At 43.3% G+C, this 17,296-nt stretch carries 17 protein-coding genes; 9 read left to right on the forward strand and 8 right to left on the reverse strand.

Annotated features, from left to right (window positions below; translation table 11 throughout):
- Positions 1-181 precede the first annotated feature (181 nt).
- Positions 182-1,876, forward strand: a complete 1,695-nt coding sequence (locus R7093_RS02205; protein WP_047101619.1) for a phospho-sugar mutase — start codon at positions 182-184, stop codon at positions 1,874-1,876.
- A gap of 100 nt (positions 1,877-1,976) precedes the next feature.
- On the opposite strand, the gene R7093_RS02210 is transcribed toward R7093_RS02205, so the two are convergent.
- Positions 1,977-2,399, reverse strand: coding sequence for a GNAT family N-acetyltransferase (locus R7093_RS02210; protein ID WP_005375519.1), 423 nt, complete (start codon positions 2,397-2,399; stop codon positions 1,977-1,979).
- Positions 2,400-2,478: 79 nt separating this feature from the next.
- Positions 2,479-3,111, reverse strand: coding sequence for a LysE family translocator (locus R7093_RS02215; RefSeq protein WP_005375522.1), 633 nt, complete (start codon positions 3,109-3,111; stop codon positions 2,479-2,481).
- 229 nt (positions 3,112-3,340) lie between these two features.
- Here R7093_RS02215 and R7093_RS02220 point away from each other — a divergent pair, with 229 nt between their 5' ends.
- The 3 genes from R7093_RS02220 to R7093_RS02230 all read left to right on the forward strand — a co-directional run bounded on the left by R7093_RS02220 (position 3,341) and on the right by R7093_RS02230 (position 5,269).
- Positions 3,341-4,168: an AraC family transcriptional regulator gene (locus R7093_RS02220; protein WP_005385198.1), complete on the forward strand. Its 828-nt coding sequence runs from the start codon at positions 3,341-3,343 to the stop codon at positions 4,166-4,168.
- A gap of 79 nt (positions 4,169-4,247) precedes the next feature.
- On the forward strand, positions 4,248-4,958 hold the full coding sequence (locus R7093_RS02225; protein WP_005375526.1) for an AzlC family ABC transporter permease: 711 nt from the start codon (positions 4,248-4,250) through the stop codon (positions 4,956-4,958).
- On the forward strand, positions 4,958-5,269 hold the full coding sequence (locus R7093_RS02230; RefSeq protein ID WP_005385193.1) for an AzlD domain-containing protein: 312 nt from the start codon (positions 4,958-4,960) through the stop codon (positions 5,267-5,269). Before R7093_RS02225 ends, R7093_RS02230 begins: the two co-directional genes overlap by 1 nt.
- Here R7093_RS02230 and R7093_RS02235 read toward each other — a convergent pair.
- Positions 5,266-5,880: a fumarylacetoacetate hydrolase family protein gene (locus R7093_RS02235; protein WP_017635857.1), complete on the reverse strand. Its 615-nt coding sequence runs from the start codon at positions 5,878-5,880 to the stop codon at positions 5,266-5,268. The genes R7093_RS02230 and R7093_RS02235 overlap by 4 nt on opposite strands.
- A gap of 221 nt (positions 5,881-6,101) precedes the next feature.
- Positions 6,102-7,160, reverse strand: coding sequence for a porin (locus tag R7093_RS02240; RefSeq protein WP_047101621.1), 1,059 nt, complete (start codon positions 7,158-7,160; stop codon positions 6,102-6,104).
- A 609-nt stretch (positions 7,161-7,769) separates the two neighbouring features.
- On the opposite strand from R7093_RS02240, the gene R7093_RS02245 reads away from it, so the two are divergent.
- The 3 genes from R7093_RS02245 (at position 7,770) to R7093_RS02255 (ending at position 10,721) form a co-directional block, all read left to right on the forward strand.
- Entirely contained in the window at positions 7,770-8,741 is a 972-nt protein-coding gene (locus tag R7093_RS02245) for a porin (protein WP_005375535.1), read from the forward strand.
- A 464-nt stretch (positions 8,742-9,205) separates the two neighbouring features.
- Positions 9,206-10,063, forward strand: coding sequence for a DMT family transporter (locus R7093_RS02250; RefSeq protein WP_318146482.1), 858 nt, complete (start codon positions 9,206-9,208; stop codon positions 10,061-10,063).
- A gap of 43 nt (positions 10,064-10,106) precedes the next feature.
- Positions 10,107-10,721 (forward strand): glutaredoxin domain-containing protein, encoded by a 615-nt coding sequence (locus R7093_RS02255; protein WP_025768469.1) that lies wholly within the window; start codon positions 10,107-10,109, stop codon positions 10,719-10,721.
- 127 nt (positions 10,722-10,848) lie between these two features.
- On the opposite strand, the gene R7093_RS02260 is transcribed toward R7093_RS02255, so the two are convergent.
- The 3 genes from R7093_RS02260 to R7093_RS02270 form a co-directional block, all read right to left on the reverse strand.
- Complete coding sequence (locus tag R7093_RS02260; RefSeq protein ID WP_017635854.1) at positions 10,849-10,983, reverse strand: hypothetical protein; 135 nt, start codon at positions 10,981-10,983, stop codon at positions 10,849-10,851.
- Positions 10,984-11,116: 133 nt separating this feature from the next.
- The gene (locus R7093_RS02265; protein ID WP_005375501.1) at positions 11,117-11,464 is read right to left on the reverse strand and encodes a hypothetical protein; all 348 of its coding nucleotides are present in this window, start codon (positions 11,462-11,464) and stop codon (positions 11,117-11,119) included.
- Positions 11,465-11,640: 176 nt separating this feature from the next.
- Positions 11,641-12,834 (reverse strand): multidrug effflux MFS transporter, encoded by a 1,194-nt coding sequence (locus R7093_RS02270; protein WP_017821607.1) that lies wholly within the window; start codon positions 12,832-12,834, stop codon positions 11,641-11,643.
- A gap of 105 nt (positions 12,835-12,939) precedes the next feature.
- Here R7093_RS02270 and R7093_RS02275 point away from each other — a divergent pair, with 105 nt between their 5' ends.
- Complete coding sequence (locus R7093_RS02275; RefSeq protein ID WP_017635852.1) at positions 12,940-13,827, forward strand: LysR family transcriptional regulator; 888 nt, start codon at positions 12,940-12,942, stop codon at positions 13,825-13,827.
- Positions 13,828-14,010: 183 nt separating this feature from the next.
- Positions 14,011-15,831, forward strand: a complete 1,821-nt coding sequence (locus R7093_RS02280; protein ID WP_047101640.1) for a putative bifunctional diguanylate cyclase/phosphodiesterase — start codon at positions 14,011-14,013, stop codon at positions 15,829-15,831.
- Between the two features lie 106 nt (positions 15,832-15,937).
- On the opposite strand, the gene R7093_RS02285 is transcribed toward R7093_RS02280, so the two are convergent.
- The gene (locus tag R7093_RS02285) at positions 15,938-17,221 is read right to left on the reverse strand and encodes a peptidoglycan DD-metalloendopeptidase family protein (protein ID WP_318146483.1); all 1,284 of its coding nucleotides are present in this window, start codon (positions 17,219-17,221) and stop codon (positions 15,938-15,940) included.
- Positions 17,222-17,296: the final 75 nt, after the last annotated feature.

Below are 17,296 nucleotides of genomic sequence, written 5' to 3' on the forward strand. Positions count from 1 at the left end.
TTCTTCAAGAAATTAAATATGATTAAATTTTGTTCGGATAAGAAAAATTAATTCGGTTTATCGATTGCCCTCTTTGAAATGTAATTGAGAACCATTTACATTGATTTAAAAGAAAACATTGAGATACTTACCAAACGAAGTGTCCAAGAAAGTAGGCTCCCCCTACTAAGGAATGATTGATATGACAGCACTAATTACGCAATGGCTAAAACGAGACCCTGATCCTAAGACTCGTGAAGAGCTACAACACCTCGTCGATACGAACAATGAACAAGAGCTTACTGATCGCTTTGGCTCACGCCTTGCCTTTGGTACTGCAGGCTTACGTGGCAAAGTGGGCGCAGGTCCAAACCGAATGAACCGCTTGGTGATTCAAGAGACCGCCACTGGTTTAGGGAACTATTTGCTTGAGCAAGTCAAAGATGCCGCGAGTCGTGGTGTCGTTATTGGCTACGACGGTCGTCCCGATTCAAAACAATTCGCGCATGATACCGCATCCGTACTGACGGCCCTTGGTATCAAGGTTTACCTAACGTATGACGTTGCAGCAACCCCAATTGTTGCGTTTGGTGTCCGTACATTGAATGCTGCGGCCGCTGTTGTTGTTACTGCCAGTCACAATCCACCAGAATACAATGGCTTTAAAGTATATTGGGAGAATGGCGCACAGATTATTCCTCCGCACGACTCTGGAATCGCAGCGAAAATTGATGACGCAACAACGAAGCCATTACCTTTAATGTCTCTCGATGATGCAAAACAGCACGGTTTGTTAGTTTGGTTGGAAGACGACTACTACCAAACTTACCGTAAGACAATGAATGAAAACGCGCTGCTTACTCCTGACAACAATACCGATATATCTATTGCTTACACCGCAATGCATGGCGTTGGCGCGAATATGGCGGAAACGCTACTTGCCGACGCAGGCTTCCAAAAAGTGGCAAGTGTTAAGGAACAGCGCGAACCTGATGGAAGCTTCCCAACCGTCAACTTCCCAAACCCTGAAGAAGCCGGTGCAATGGATATGGTGATGGCGTTAGGTAAGTCCGTAGATGCCGATATCGCTTGCGCTAACGATCCAGATGCGGACCGTTTTGCCGTGGCAGTTAAACGCCCAGATGGCGAGTATCAAATGCTAACGGGTGATCAGGTGGGCTCACTGTTTGGCGATTGCTTGTTGGAACAGCAACCTAACGCTTTGGTTGGCAACACCATCGTATCCTCAAGAATGCTGAGCAGCATCGCTAAGGCGCATGGCGCACAATACTATCAAACATTAACTGGCTTTAAATGGCTTACTAACGTTGCCATGGAACAAGAGACAGAAACCAACCCATTCTTGTTTGCTTATGAGGAAGCGCTCGGTTATACCGTGGGTAACAAGGTGTGGGATAAAGATGGTTTATCTGCAATCGTCGCGTTTTCACAGCTAACAGGCAAGCTTAAAGCGCAAGGCAAAACACTGTGGGATAAACTGGAAGAGCTGTACCGCGAGCACGGTTTCTACTTCAACGCACAACGAAGCATCGCTCTCGACCCAAACTCTCCACCAATCGGCGACAAACTCCGAGCAAACCCACCAACAGAGATTGCTGGTAAAAAAGTTGCAGTAACCGAAGATCTTAAAACATCGGTTCGCATGTTTGACGACGGCTCTGAAGAATCCATTGACTTACCAGCAAGTGACGTATTGATTTATCACCTAGAAGATCAATCACGCGTGATTGTTCGTCCTTCTGGTACTGAGCCAAAACTAAAATGTTACTACGAAGTCATCAACCTCTTCCCTGCGGATATGAGCTATGAACAAGCACAGCAAGCAGCAGAAGCGAAGATGAACGAACTTATCGAAGCGCACCAGCAAAGTTTGTAAGTCAAAGAGAAACATAGATATTTGATACAACAAGAGGCGCAAATTCGCGCCTCTTTTTTTGATTTTGACTAGAACAAGTCAAGCTAACCCGTGCTTTTCCCTAGCCTACAATTTCCTTTTGTAGAAAGTACTTGTGGATGCCTTCTGCAGGATAGCCTGAGTACTGCCCCACTTTCTCAAAACCTAATTTGAGATAGAACTCAAGAGCTTGAAAGCTGTAGGTATCCAAATAAACATGGGTAACCCCGTGAGGCTTTACTTTTTGTTCTAGCATCGACATTAATTGGCTACCGAGACCAGAGGTTCGACTTTCAGCGTCTACCCACAAAAACTCAACAAACACCGTATTTTTAAACATTTCGCCAGTCAAGCCACCCATGATCTTGCCATTCTCATCTTTTGCGAAACAGCCTACAGCATGCACTTCCCCTTCTGGTAAATGCAGTCGGTTATAAGATCGAATACCTTCACGAACAAAATCAAGGTCTGTTTGATCTGGATTTAAACAAAATTCAAGCTTCATATATCCTCTCCTTAGGAAACACCAATATCCTAAAACAAAAAGCCAGCAATTGCTGGCTTTCTGATGGAATATGATAACTTTACAAGGCGAAACTACTCAGCATCCACAACGCCAGAATAACAAACACTAACCCCATTAGTTTATGCTGATACGTGCGGAATTTTTCGTTCTCGAGCAGCCCTTTGCCCAATGTGCCTGCTAACCCAACAAGTAATAAATTGAATGACAAGCCAAGAACGTTCAACAATAACCCTAGCGCTAGCATCTGCTCACCGGAAGATGCCGTGATATTGCTTGAGACAAACTGCGGCAAAAACATTACAAAAAAGACCAAGGCTTTAGGGTTAAGCAAATTACTCATCAAAGCACGCTGATAATAAGTTGATGCCATTTTGTTTTGACCATCAAGCTCTGGAGCCGAAGATGCCTCAGCTCGTAAGCAGTCCCAACCCATTTTTAGCAAGTAAGCGCCACCTAATAGATGAAGGACTTTAAGGGCTATTGGGCTCATGGCAATCAGGGTAGATACGCCCATTGCAGCAAGCAAAGTAAGAATAACACCAGACGTCGCATTGCCTAAGCTAGCAAAAAGACCGACCTTCTTACCGTAACTCATACTTGAGCTCGCTATCAGCAACATATCAGGCCCTGGTAAGAGCAATAAGGCGACAACTGCGGTGAGATAAACAGGAAGTACAGATAAATCAATCATGATGGAACCGCTTTTCTACAACAAGGCGGCGAATGTTATACCAACAAAATGACATCATCCAGCCCAAAATAGCCAAGATAAATCAAAAAATAAAAATCATAGTTTGCCCAGCCGAAAAATAGCAATCAATTCGCCTGTTTATCAAAATCGAATAGCAATTTTGTACAAAAATAAGCACTATGGATCCGTTACACTTCTAAAATGATTTTCTTGAGCAGACCGGATAAAGATGAAAGAAAAGAATAAGGAAATCGCTACCTTCAAGATAGCTCAAGAGCTCGGAGGTTTAGAGCTTCTCGATGCAAAGTATGAGAAGCAGAATTTTTCACGCCATAGCCACGAAGGTTACACTATTGGTGTCATCGAAAAAGGGGCACAACAATTTTTTAGGACGGGCGGGAATCATATCGCGCCACAGGACAGCATCATCCTTGTTAATGCAGATGAAGTACACAACGGGCATTCAGCCTCGGAAGGCGGCTGGGAATACAAAGCAATGTACCCCGTACCTCAGCAGTTTCAAACTTTAGGACAAGAGCTTGGCTCACCAAATGTAGCTCTGCCCTATTTCCCTCAACCTGTGGTTTACGATCCTGAGCTGGCTAGTCAGTTACGACTGGTATTTGAAACACTAGAAAAATCAGACAACCGTTTATTGAGAGAAACTTTGGTTTACGGCACGTTGATCAAGCTAGCCAGTAAACACAGCACTCATCGGGCACCACTGAAAGAGTCAACCAGAGCTCAGCGACAAGTGCAGCTCGTCAGAGAATTTTTGGAAGACTTTCCACAAACGGACGTCTCACTAGAAGAACTCGCGAAACTGTCTGGATTAAGCCCTTTTCATCTGCTGAGAGAGTTTCAAAAGCAATTTGGCTTTCCGCCTCATGCCTATCAAATTCAGCAACGTTTACGTATGGCGAAGAAGCTATTAAAAATGGGACAAAAAATTTCAGACGTGGCACAAGAATGCGGTTTCCATGATCAAAGCCATCTGCATCGACACTTTAAAAAAGCCATGGGCGTCACTCCCGGCCAATACGTCCGTCACAGCTAAAGCAGCAATATTGTACAAGGCGCTATGCGACTACCGAGCTATCTTGGTAATCTGATTTAGGAATAAATAAGAAGAAACCATGGACCACACTTTGCCGTTACAAAAAGAATCAAAAGCCACGCTATTTTGGCAAGGTACACTTGCGATGATGCCTCTGAGTATCGCAGTGCTCCCTTGGGGCTTACTCGCAGGCTCATTCGCAATTGATACTGGGCTTCACCCTTTGGAAGGACAAGCACTATCCGCCATTTTGTTCGCAGGTTCTGCACAGCTCGTCGCGATGGGAATGATTAAAACCGGAGCAGGTCTAGTGACCATGTTACTGACAACGTTTTTTATCACCTCTCGACATTTCCTCTACAGTGTATCGATGCGCAGTAAAATTGCACCGCTCCCTCTAAAATGGCGATTATCACTCGGCTTCTTACTTACTGACGAGCTGTTTGCGATTGTAGGCCACCATTCCGATAAACAGTTTAATCGCTGGTATGCACTTGGGGCTGGTCTGAGTTTTTACCTGTTTTGGAATGTCGCGACATTGACGGGCATTATTGCGGGAAGTCTAATCCCTGAACTGAACGAAATGGGTTTGGAATTTGCTGTAGCCGCTACTTTTATCGCGATAGTAGTACCCACCATTAAAAATGCAGCGGTGCTCGCGAGTGTTATTGTAGCTTTGGTGAGCTCAGTTGCCCTAACCTATTATCAAATTGAGGGAAGTTTGATGATTTCGAGCATTTTAGCCATGCTTACTGGTTACTTTGTGGAACAAGTAAAGGAGAAACGCTAATGATCATGTTGGCTATTTTGCTGATGACGGTACTTGTTTTCACCAGCCGCTACTTGTTTTTAGAACCCAAGCTACCATTGCGATTAGGGACGCGCACTCAAAAAGTACTCAATTACGCTAGCCCCGCAGTACTGACTGCGATCTGGGCACCTATCGTTTTCATTCCCGATGGGGAGCTCAGCGTCAATGTGCAAAACCCATTTTTACTGGCTGCCGTACTGGCTGCTTTAATCGCGTATTTTACTAAAAATGTTCTTTTAACGACGGTCATCAGTATGGTGGTATTTCTCGTTCTGCGAATTTGGCTTTAATCCGCCAACCACTCAATCTCCAACAAGGTGACATCGCCACACTTTAATCGACCAAGGAAGATGTCACCTTCATGTACCTCACCAACGCCCTTTGGTGTACCAGTCATCACTACATCGCCATCTTGAAGTGTTGTGTAACTGGTTAATTCATCCAGGATAGTTAGCGGCGGATAGAGCATTTGGTTAACGTGACCTTTTTGTACACGAACACAGTTGATTAAGAGCTCAAGGTTAAGATCATTGATATCAATGTTATCCAAAGAGACAAACCGACTAAACACAGCAGAGCCATCAAATGCCTTAGCACGCTCCCACGGCAACCCCTGATTTTTAAGCGAGGATTGCAAACCACGCTTGGTCAGATCCAATCCCAAACCAACCGCTGAATAACGTCCATCCTTGATCAAAAAGCAGATTTCAGCCTCATAATGAAGGGGCTCTTGATGGAATGAACGCAGAGTTGTTGATACGGAAGTTGCGGGTTTATTAAATACCACCATTTGCTCAGGCATTGCATTATTAAGCTCATGAATATGTTCAACGTAATTTCGTCCAACACAAAGCACTTTACCCACTTCTACTTTCTTTTCTTCAACTTGAATAACACTCATCATTCTTCCCTGCAAAACAAAAATCCCATCATAATCTAACCTATTGACTTAACGACACTAAATAGCAACCTCTAGTGTAAAAAATAAGACATTCACCCCGTTTTGAGTTTTGTATCATCTAATTGAAACAGCAAAGTATTTGTAAAACAAATAGACAAAAAAGCCAGCACGAGGCTGGCTTTAGATCAATGAGCTTGAATAATAGTTCTCGCTAAACCCTATTATAGGTAGTAACGAGCACCTAACGCCCATTTGTCATCAGTTTCACGACCATTGTCGTCATTTAGGTCAAACTGGTAACCCGCGTAACCAACAAATTTAGGCGTGAAGTTATATTCTGCTTGTAGTGCCATTTCTTCACGAGCAGTTTCTGTTTTAGAGCTCTTAAACTCTTTACCTTCCACCATCTCATAGTTAACACTCAAGTTTAGGCTGTTCGCCAGAGCGTATGCGATGATCGCTTCGTACACATCACTTTCTTCTAAACGGTCGCCTTTTGCACTGAAGTTCATGTTTTCGTTTGAACCATAAACCGCAGCAAGGAATAGGCCTTGGCCGTACGCACCGTAAGATGCTGATACAACGTGTGATTCCGCCGTGTGCTTACCTGCATATGCAGGGTGCTGGAAATCACCGCCATTGTATGAATAACCGATTTTAGCGCCCATGATTGAGTAAGAAAGCGCAGCTTGCACACGGTCATCGTATTTAGCACCGCCAGTTATAACTCCAGCATCGTTGCGCGTGTAATCATCGTTTGCACCCTGCCAACCAAGACCAAAGTTGATCACACCCGCTTCACCCAACTCGATGGCATTACGGTAAGAAAGCATTTTATCCGCACGGCCAGTGCCAAGGTTTCCATGATCGTCATAGATGAAGTCGTTGGCAAACGCGATTGGCATATCTGCAATACCTGCGACATCGTAGTAAGGTGACCATTGCGTACCACCTACTGCACGACCATAAACCTCATGAGTTATACCTAAGTAACCTAGACGAGTTTTAAACGACTCTTCACCACCGTCTAAGTAGTTTAGCGCCCATTCACCACGTGCGTCTGCGGTGAAGCCATTACCCAAATCCTGTGTCGCAGAGATATTGATACGAGGAGAGTTAGTACCCACATCCGTGTCACCTTGCTCTGATCCATTTAAATTAACAGAAACGTGGCCGCCCATCGAAAATGTTGTGCCATCGTTATTATATAGTTCCACTGCAACTGCTTGAGTACCGAAGGTTGCTGCCGCGATTGCCGCTGCTAATAATTTTTTATTCATTTCTAAATCCATTACTTATTAGTTGGTTAGTCAGTTTTAGACCCGGCTTTGGTTCACTTTCGTAAAAACGAAATGATGAACAAAGAGAGGAATACAAAGGCTATCCGAGGCATCGTTTCCACCAGATTAGTTTTACCTTTGTGTAACAACTGCCGACACTTTATTTGATTAGTTCCTGACAACCGAGTGAAAAGATCTCAGACAAAACCTAAAAAGCAATCGTTTACTTAGCCTTCAAGAAATCGAGAAATAAAAACCTTACAATAAGAAATGCTTTAGAGAGAGTGAGCTCACAAATAGCTGATGATTCGCTATTTTTAGGCCAAACTTCCCTGCCAAATTGAAATGTTTACTTACATTTAGGGTCAAGAAACAATTCAGGAACTTTTTGAAAAAAACACAGTCTTCAACGGAGAGGAAAAAACCTCAAAAAAGATAAACCTTTCTTTTTATAAGTGGTATGAGAAGGGGAACTTATTCTTTCCAGCAATAAAAGTGCAATCAAATCATAACTTAACAGAAATCTATCTTTCATTTTCAGCCTTTACCTTAGCGTCATCAACACATCGGGCAAGAAAGCCCATCGATTACAACTAGGGTAATAAGAAAATGAAAAAGGCAGCACTAACTACTGCAATTCTTACAGCATTGGTATCAGCACCATCATTCGCAGCAACTGTATACAAAAACGACGGTACTGAATTAAAAGTTGGCGGCCGCGTTGAGTTTCGTGGTGACTTCATCGGTTCAGACGGTGCTGAAGTTGAAGGTTCTATGGAAGATAAAAGCCGTGCTCGTCTTAACCTAAAAGGTAAAACAGACATCGGCAACGGCCTTTCTGCTTTCGGTGTTTACGAAGCCGAACAAAAAACGGGCAAGAGTGAATTCAAAAACCGCTACATGTATGCAGGCGTCGACTCTGATATCGGTGCTTTCTCTGTAGGTCGTCAAGACATGGCTGCCGTCATCATCTCTGACATGACGGATATCACTGAATTCTCTGGTGTTCAGCAAGTTATTGATTCGTCTTCTGATAAGCAAGACAGCGTTTTCGCATACCGTGGTGCGTTTGATGCACTACAACTTCAAGCAACCTACCAAGCAAACTCTAGCGATAACGAAGATAAATACGGCATCTCTGGAATGTACTCACTACCAATGGGCCTCGACTTTGGTCTTGCATACTCTGGTGGCGATGTAGATAAAGATAACTCTGAAGATCAAATTCTAGGTGGTATCGCTTACTCGATGGACAACCTTTACCTAGCAGGTACTTATTCTCAAGGTTCCCTGACTGACTCTGAAGACTTTACGGCTTACGAGCTAGTCGCAAGCTACAAAGTAGCAAGCAAAGTGACACTTGCAGCTCTATACACAGCTCAAGAGAATGATCCAGACAACGGTTCAAAGTACGACACCGTTGAAGGTATCGAGCTTGTTGGTTACTACAAACTAAACAGCAACTTCCGTACTTACCTGTCTTACTACATCAACCAACTTGATGAAGCAAAAGATGCAACAACAGGTCTAGTAACAGAAGGCGAAGATACACTGCGCCTAGGCGTACGTTACGATTTCTAATTCACTCTTGTCCTAAGAGCGAGTCCACTTGGCCAGCACCTTTGCTGGCCATTTTTTATTTAACCCAACACAACTCGATAAGTTTTCACACTATCCAAGCATCGCTCAGCAATGAAAGACGAGCGTAACGACGCCTACTTCTGCCCTCTTTTAATGCGATTGATCACTAAGTTAGTGCATTTCATCTAATCGACAACATAGAAAAACCAAAAAACCATTTAAAATCAAATATATAAAAGTTGGCACGTGTTCTGCAATATTATTTATGCAAATGCATGGCAGCGTTTGTGCTTCTCGTTCTTTGTACCTGTTATAACAGGCACGTCCTTTGAATTGGTAATGTCGCCTCCCTCTGGGAGGCATTTTTTTATTGGCGCGAAAAACAATAGGACGTATGATCCCGCCACCTCTATCAAACTGGAATTTTTCAATTGAATCATCATCCTGTTCAAGGTGCGTCCTGGATGCTAACAGCTGGCTTGGCATTCGCCATAGTGAACAACTTCGCCCAAATTGCTAGCATCAACTTTGGTGTCTCCTCCACCACATTTGCGTTATTCCAATATGCAATCGCCTTATTTGTTATTCTGCCCTACCTACGTACACTTGGGATTAGACGTTCTTTAAGAACCCAACACTTTGGCTGGCATGCATTCCGCATTTTTCTCTCTGTTATCGGGATTCAACTTTGGTTATGGGCTCTCGCTTACCCAGTTCCAATTTGGCAAGGTATTGCACTTCTCATGACCTCCCCGTTATTTGCCACAGTTGGTTCTGGCTTGTTACTCAAAGAGAAAGTAGGTACTGCACGCTGGCTCGCTACATTGACGGGGTTTGTTGGTGCCATGATCATTCTTGAGCCTTGGGCAGACTCATTTACATGGGCGACCCTGCTCCCTGTTGGCGCCGCATTTTTCTGGGCAGCGTATTCATTAATGGTTAAAAAAATGTCGGTAAACGATCCGCCTTCAACCATGGTCGTCTATTTATTACTGCTGATAACGCCATTTAATATCTTGTTAGCGATACCGACGTTTACTATGCCAGATACGTGGACGATATGGGGTGTGCTTTTAGCCGCAGGTGCACTTACAGCACTCGCTCAATGGGCTATCGTTAAAGCATATGCAGTAGCAGACGCCTCATTTGTGCAACCATTTGATCACGCCAAACTGCCTTTGAATGTTGTTGCTGGTTGGTTGGTGTTTGGTTGGGTGCCACCTGGTCGTTTATGGTTAGGTGCTGCGATTATTATTGCATCTATTGCGTTTATTACGCATTGGGAAGCGAAAAAGACAAAGTTAGTTGAAAGAAAAATCTAATTTAAAAGTTCTATATTTTCAGGAAAGGAAATGAGGAACCCATATGAGTCAACCAATCAAAATTACACTGTATCGCTGGGCTGGTAGTTGGGGCCCATTCAAAGTCAATATTCCTTGTGGTGAATGTACATTAACCAAAGATATTTTAAAGGATACTTTTGAAAACGAACTAGCCGATGTGCCCGTTGAACTTGAAGTAAAAGATTGGTTATCGCACTGGTGGGAACCATTAAAAACTGGTGCTTGGCATGCACCCATTCTTCTTGTCGAAGGGAAAGTTATCAGCCAAGGAGAAGCATTGAATCGGGGTGTGCTTGTACAGTCTGTTATTGCTGAGTGGGTAAAACGCGATGAGCTAAAAGGCAACATTGTTTATGGTAAAGCAACTTGCCCTTACTGTGTCAAAGCCAAACAATTACTTGACGAGGCTGGCGTTCAGTATGAGTACCATGATGTAGTTAAAGACAGCGCCGCCTTATACCGCATGATTCCTGAAGTAAAAGCCATCATTGGCGAAAAAACACCGGTAACAGTGCCGCAAATTTGGTTAGATGGAAAATATATTGGAGGCGCTGACGATTTAGAAAAGTGGTTATCAGCAAAGGGGCTAGATAAAGTGCCTAACAATGTTGTGGAGATACCAAGCCAATCCGCGTAATTCTAGATTTAAATGTCATCAATCTTTGAGTAGCGTTTTGCCAATGTTGTGCAATATGTTGGCTACTTACTAACAACAAAACAGAGAAAAGCAAAAAGCCCTGATTTTTCAATCAGGGCTTTTTAAATTATTTCGCCAGTTTTTTAATAACACGAGCAAAAACAGAAGCTTTTTTCTTCTTCGCTTTACCGTAAAGCGCTTTGTGCATCGCGTCTTTTGCAATCATCTGGCCAATATAAGCACCACCAAGTTCGTTACCCATGACCTTCTCCTGAATGTATTGACTTAACTATGTTGTAATTTTACACCACAATTAGATAAAAACAAGACTCCAGTCACATTTATTTTGTAATTAACTTTCAGTTTGGTTTTCGTGGATTTCTTGAAATGAGCGTCTATCGCTTAGGTTGTTGGTATGTTTTACCCGCTGCGACGTACGTATCTTTCTGTTTGATTTCAAAGAATGTTTCAAAGAACCACGCAGCAAACTTGATCAAGTGATCGCCTTCATTCATGACGTGCTCTACGTATTCTTGCTCTTCTCCGGACTCATCTTCTTGAGTGGTAATATGGTAAATACGTTTCTCACCATCAACTTCTGCAAGGCCAAACTGACCCGTTAGGGATTGCGCCGCTTGTGCAACTTCTTCTTCCTCACACGCCTTCAAGATTTCAAGTGCCTTTGGCATGCTTTCTTGCTGAGTAATTTCTTTTACCAGTGTTTCAAATTCGTTTTGTTGCATTCTTTCACCTAACGATTAGAGATCGGATAGCCATTGGGCAGAAATGTATTCCAAGCTTGAGAGAAGTATCAAGGTTCGCCCTCTTCCTTTCAAACCAAGTCATTCAGTATACACAACAGGCCAAGCTTAATTTAGCTGCGCATTTTAGAAAGCCGACCTTCTGGTTGCAAGTATATTCAGATGGAAGTTTCTGCTTGAACCGTCCCTTCTGGCACTTTACGAAATTGGCTTAGTACAAGAACAAAGCAAGAAAGTAACGCAATAAACAAATAAAACACCCCAAGCTGCTGCTGATTCGTAACCCATGAGTCTACTAAGTACCCACCAAACAAACCTGCTAAACACATTTGAATAGAACCAGATAGCGCAGAAACCGCGCCTGCCTGTTGCTTATGTGGTGAAAGTAGCAAACTGATCGATACTGGGAATGACATGCCTTGAGCAAAACTTAAACACGTGAATGCCGTCAGCAATGAAAATACACTGAAGGGGGTAACCAACAACATGAAGCCAGCAACAGCAACAATCGCGAAACTCATCAGCAAGATTTGCTGAGCTTTGTAACGAGCATTGATCAAGTTCAGCACTAAGCTACCCGTCAGCAAACCAACTGATGGTATGATCATCAAAGAGCCGTAATCTGCCGCCGTTAATCCTAACTCTTGTTGCATTAAAAATGGATACAAGGAGAGCGTAACCAGAGCCGATAAATAACTAAGCCAGTTGTAGCTCGCACTACCAATCACTTGTGTATTCGTTAACAGACGCAAATAGTTCGCGCTTACTTCGCCTACTTTAAATTTTCTCTTCGGATAAGGCAGCGTTTCTGGCAGCACCAATAAACCAAGTGTAAAAATTGCCATTAAGTAAATCAGTACAAACACGAAGACAGCGTGCCAACTCAGGTGAAAAGCAATCCAGCCACCAAACAGCGGAGCAATAATTGGCATCACTGAAGCAGTGACTGAAATATAAGATAGCGCTTTGGTTAATTGCATACCGTCATAACTATCACGCAGTACTGACCGACCAAGTACCGAAGCGCTGCCCGCTCCTAGGCCTTGCAGTAACCGTCCCGCTTCAAGGGCAACAATGTTGTCCGAAAACGCGATGCAAATAACCGTACCAACTAGATATACACTTTGCCCCAGAATAAACACCGGCCGACGACCAATCGCATCAGACAATGGGCCGTAAAAAAGCTGAGAGATACCGAAGCCAACGAGAAATAGCGTGACGAGATTCTGAATCGAATGTTGCGGCAAATTCAAGTCATGACCAATCAATGGCAAAGAAGGAAGATAAATACTAACGCCAACTTGGCCTGTGGCAATGATCATCATCGCTAATAACAATGGTGTTTTACGCAAACGTTCCTCCTACTTTGTGACAGATTGATGGCAAACAGTGTATATTTGATACTCAAAGATGATAATCAGCTAAGTTGGAAAGGAATTAATTCCCAAGGAGATACAATGGACTGGATTCAAAGCGTGAAGAGTTATATTCGTGTGGTCGAAGAAGGTAGCTTTAATGCAGCAGCGCGGAAACTCAATACCACCAGCTCAGCTATCAGTAAGCGAGTTCAATGGCTAGAAGATAAAATTGGCGTTCAACTACTCAAACGTACGACCCGCTCAATTAGCCAAACTGAAGCTGGTGCTCTGTTTTATCAACGAGCAAAAAGTCAGCTTGATTCATGGCAATCGGTATTAGATGAAACTCGCTCAGTCAACCAATCACCAGCGGGGCTATTAAAAATTGGGGCAACGCTGGCCGTTGGTTCTAAATTTCTAGTTCATTATCTTGATGATTTTCTTGAGAAATATCCAGACATCACACTTCAATTAACAACAACGCTACCAGGCCAATTGCCAGAGCTAAGCTTAGACCTGTTTATTAGCCGGGAATTAGAGCAACTGAACTCTCTAAGTTTCAAAGCCACAGCGCTTTTCGAACACAAAGCACAGTTTTACGCCGCGCCTAGTTACCTAAAAAAATATGGAACACCACAATGCGTTGAGGATCTGACAGAGCATAATGTCCTGATTTGGGGAGAAAAACCCTCACGAGAAATCAAAACAAATCGAGGCAAACGTATCAGCTTGTCCGGTAACTTTGCCACGACCAACCCAGAAGCGCTGTTTCATGGTGCCAAAAGAGGCATGGGTATTTTGATGACGAACAACGTCATGATCAAAGATGATCTCAAATCCGGCGCGTTAGTCCCTATCCTGCCCGATATCACAGCGGATAAAGCCACTGTATATGCCTACTATCCAAAGCTGGATTATCAGCACACCCGAACTAAGCTATTCCTCGATTATCTCAAATCACGATTAGAAGAGGAGAAGCGCGCCTAGCTTAGCGTTTTTATCGCTATAACTTTAAAAGGTTCAAGCATAAAAACATGAAAATAATGATTTGTTCGTTCACAAAATTTGAAAAATCTGCCTTAGTAACCGATAGTTTATTTGATGCATATCAAATAATAATTCGTCGTGTCTTACACGATATGTTAATAACAACGCTAGGTGAAATGCTCGATGGGTCAGGTACAAATCAGTTTCCACAAAATTGATGAGATATTGAAGCTAAACGGCACGGCTCAGCTAAACCGAGTCACGCTAGATATTCATCAACACTTGCAGAGCCATTGCACTTGCGTTGTAGAAGTTGCGCATCTTCAGCATTCGGCTCATACCATTTCCTTCGCCAGCAATGGAAAAATTACAGACAACCTAAGCTACCACCTTTCAGGCACCACCTGTGAAAAAGTGGCGAAAGACATTGGCGAACATATTTTCTATCAAGACCAGGTATACAAGCGTTTTCCTGAAGATCAGATGTTTCAAGAAGATGGCATTCAAGCTTACATTGGCCTGCCATTGAAGACACAAAATGGCGAAGTTCTGGGAATTTTACTGTCTACCTTTACCCGAAGCATCCACGCGAAAGAAGCGCAAGATATCCTCGACTTCCACCGATTTTATGCCAATGTCATTATTCATAGCTTACGTGAAAAGTGGGTCAGTGAACGTTCAGATAAGCTTCTTAATCAGCTTAGCTATGAGGTATCGCATGATAACCTAACTGGACTGCTCAACCGTAGCTGTTTAGCTGATACCTTGGAGACATTAACGCAGCAGGCGACTCGCCCATTCAGTTTGGCGTATCTTGATATCGATAATTTCAAATCGATCAATGATATCAACGGAAACTATATCGGCGACCAAATCATTAAGTTCACAGCTAACGCCATTCAACAGAGTTTGTCGTCGCCAAACAATGCGTTCCGTGTCGCAGGAGATGAATTCGCCTTCATCACGTACGACGAAGATCCTGTCGCCGTGTGTCAGGAAGTACTCGACAAAATTGAAAGTGGCTACAGCGACAAATCTAACCGGATTTCTTTCACCGTTAGTATTGGTATTGCACGTGCCCCAGTACATATGTTGAACAGTGATGAGCTGATTTTGAATGCCAGTCTCGCTCTCAAAGATTGTAAAAAACACCGCGATACACGGATTCAGCATTACGACACACACCTTAGTGCGTTATACCACCGTAGGACGCAGCTTATTGAGGCAATGCGAATCCAGCTAAGTACTGATATACAAGACAGCGATGAGTTGTATGTAGTGGTTCAACCGATCGTTGATATCACGAGCGACCGCTGGAATTACTTTGAAATTTTGACTCGTTGGAATAGCAATATCTATGGAAATATCTCTCCAGCGGAGTTCATTGAAGCTGCCGAACAATCAGGCCTGATTATCGAGTTAGGTGAACGGATTATTGAACTCGCGTGTATCGCAAAGCAAGAACTCGAAGCGAACCTAGGCTATAAAGTCAAACTCTCCATCAATTGCTCAGCGTATGAGCTGGTTGATTCCAACCGTTATATTAATCACTTAACCAACATGGTTGAAAAGTATCAGCACGAAGCAAAAGACTTTGTTATAGAGCTCACCGAGACCGTCTTACTCTCACAAAGTGGCCGTGAACAGATGGTACTTAACTCGTTGCGATACTTGGGTTTTAAAGTCGCACTGGATGATTTTGGTACGGGATACTCAAGCTTGAACTATATACACAATTATCCGATTGATAGCATCAAAATCGATGCTACCTTTGTGCAGAACATGCTCTCAAATACAACCTCTGAACAAGTAGTGTTTTTGATAGCGCAATTGGCAGAGCTGCTTGATGTGGATTTGATTGCCGAAGGCGTAGAAGACGATAGAGCACTACAAAAGTTAATTGAAATGGGCTGCCACTACATCCAAGGTTATTTTTACTCTCGTCCACACAGTGTTGAAGAAATCGTACACCTGATAAATGAACGTGAAGTGCGGAGTGCCTAACGTACTGAACAGACTGCTGTCATAGAATTCAAATCTAGTTAATGCACAAAGTAAAAGAGACCAAGCTATGCTTAGTCTCTTTTTGTTTTTTAAGCGAAGTACTTTATTACAGCACTGCTTTCTCTTTATCGCGTAATAGTCTATCCATTTCATCTCTGTTCGCGACAAAAGTAGCCATCTCTTTCTTAGGAACAGAACTCGCCATTGGGATATTTGCTCGCATAGCGTTAACTGGACGGCCGTATTCAATCAACTCATAGTGAAGGTGTGGCCCAGTCACTCGACCTGTTTTACCAGAAAGACCGATACGCTGGCCTCGAGAAACCTTTTGCCCTTTCTTCACCAAAATCTTACTTAGGTGTAAGTAACGGGTTTTGTATTTGCTGCCGTGCTCAACAACCACGTAGTTACCCGCATATGGGTGTTTACGAGTCATGATCACTGTACCATCACCAGTAGAAACGACTGGTGTACCGGTTGGTACAGCAAAGTCAGTGCCGTTGTGCGGCGCAACACGCCCCGTTACTGGATGTAAACGATTAGGGTTGAAGCCAGAACTGATACGCCAACGACTACTTACAGGGTAACGCTGGAATGCGCGCTGTAAGCTTTCACCTTTGGCATTGTAGAATTGACCATCAGTATGAAGGTAAGCGGTGATCTCGCGGCCGCGATTATAAATCTTAATCGCCTCAATTTCGTTCTTACCTGTTGGTACACCATTGATGCTTTGTGAGCGACGAACAACTTCAAATCGGTCACCTGCACGAAGATCACGTCCAAAGTTAAGTTGTTCTTTGAGTAAGCTTACGACTTGACTCACTTCCGCTGACGTTAAACCTAAACGACTAGCAGAAGAAGAAAAACTGCCTTGAATGACGCCAACTAAAGGTTCTTGGCTCCACACGCCAGGAATGGAAATATCAGTAAAGTCATAGCTACCGTCACTATTCAGCTTGTAGACCACTTTATCTGCAATAGAAAATTGCAGTTCCATTTTCGCTAACTCGCCTGTTGCATCATCACGCCAGAAACGGAGCGTATTGCCCGGCTTAAGTGTATCAAGTGCCAAGTAGTTCAAATCCGTTTCCATTACTTTCATTAACGAGCTGTAACCGAAACCGAGCTGACTAAAAATAGTGCTTAGGTTGTCACCTGCTTGGATTTGATATTCGAAGTTCGGGGGAGTGACAACTTCGGCAGTTGTCGCATCAAGAATTTTTTCAACGACCTGAGATTCAGGTAGGTTCAATGCGATGGTTTTGGTTAAAGGTGACTCTTTGAGAGAGTGAGAAACACCAATCGCAACTAAAACTGGCAAGGAGTATAACAGCAGCGCTCTACGACTTGTCAGATTCGGCAACCGTCTTGTAATTTCATTTGTAGACACGGGAATTACTATCTCCTTTCAAACAAGGCTCATAGCTTATGCATTCCCGAATAAGAAATCACTAGGAAATTTCGA

The organism is Vibrio sp. 1580, from assembly GCF_033340055.1.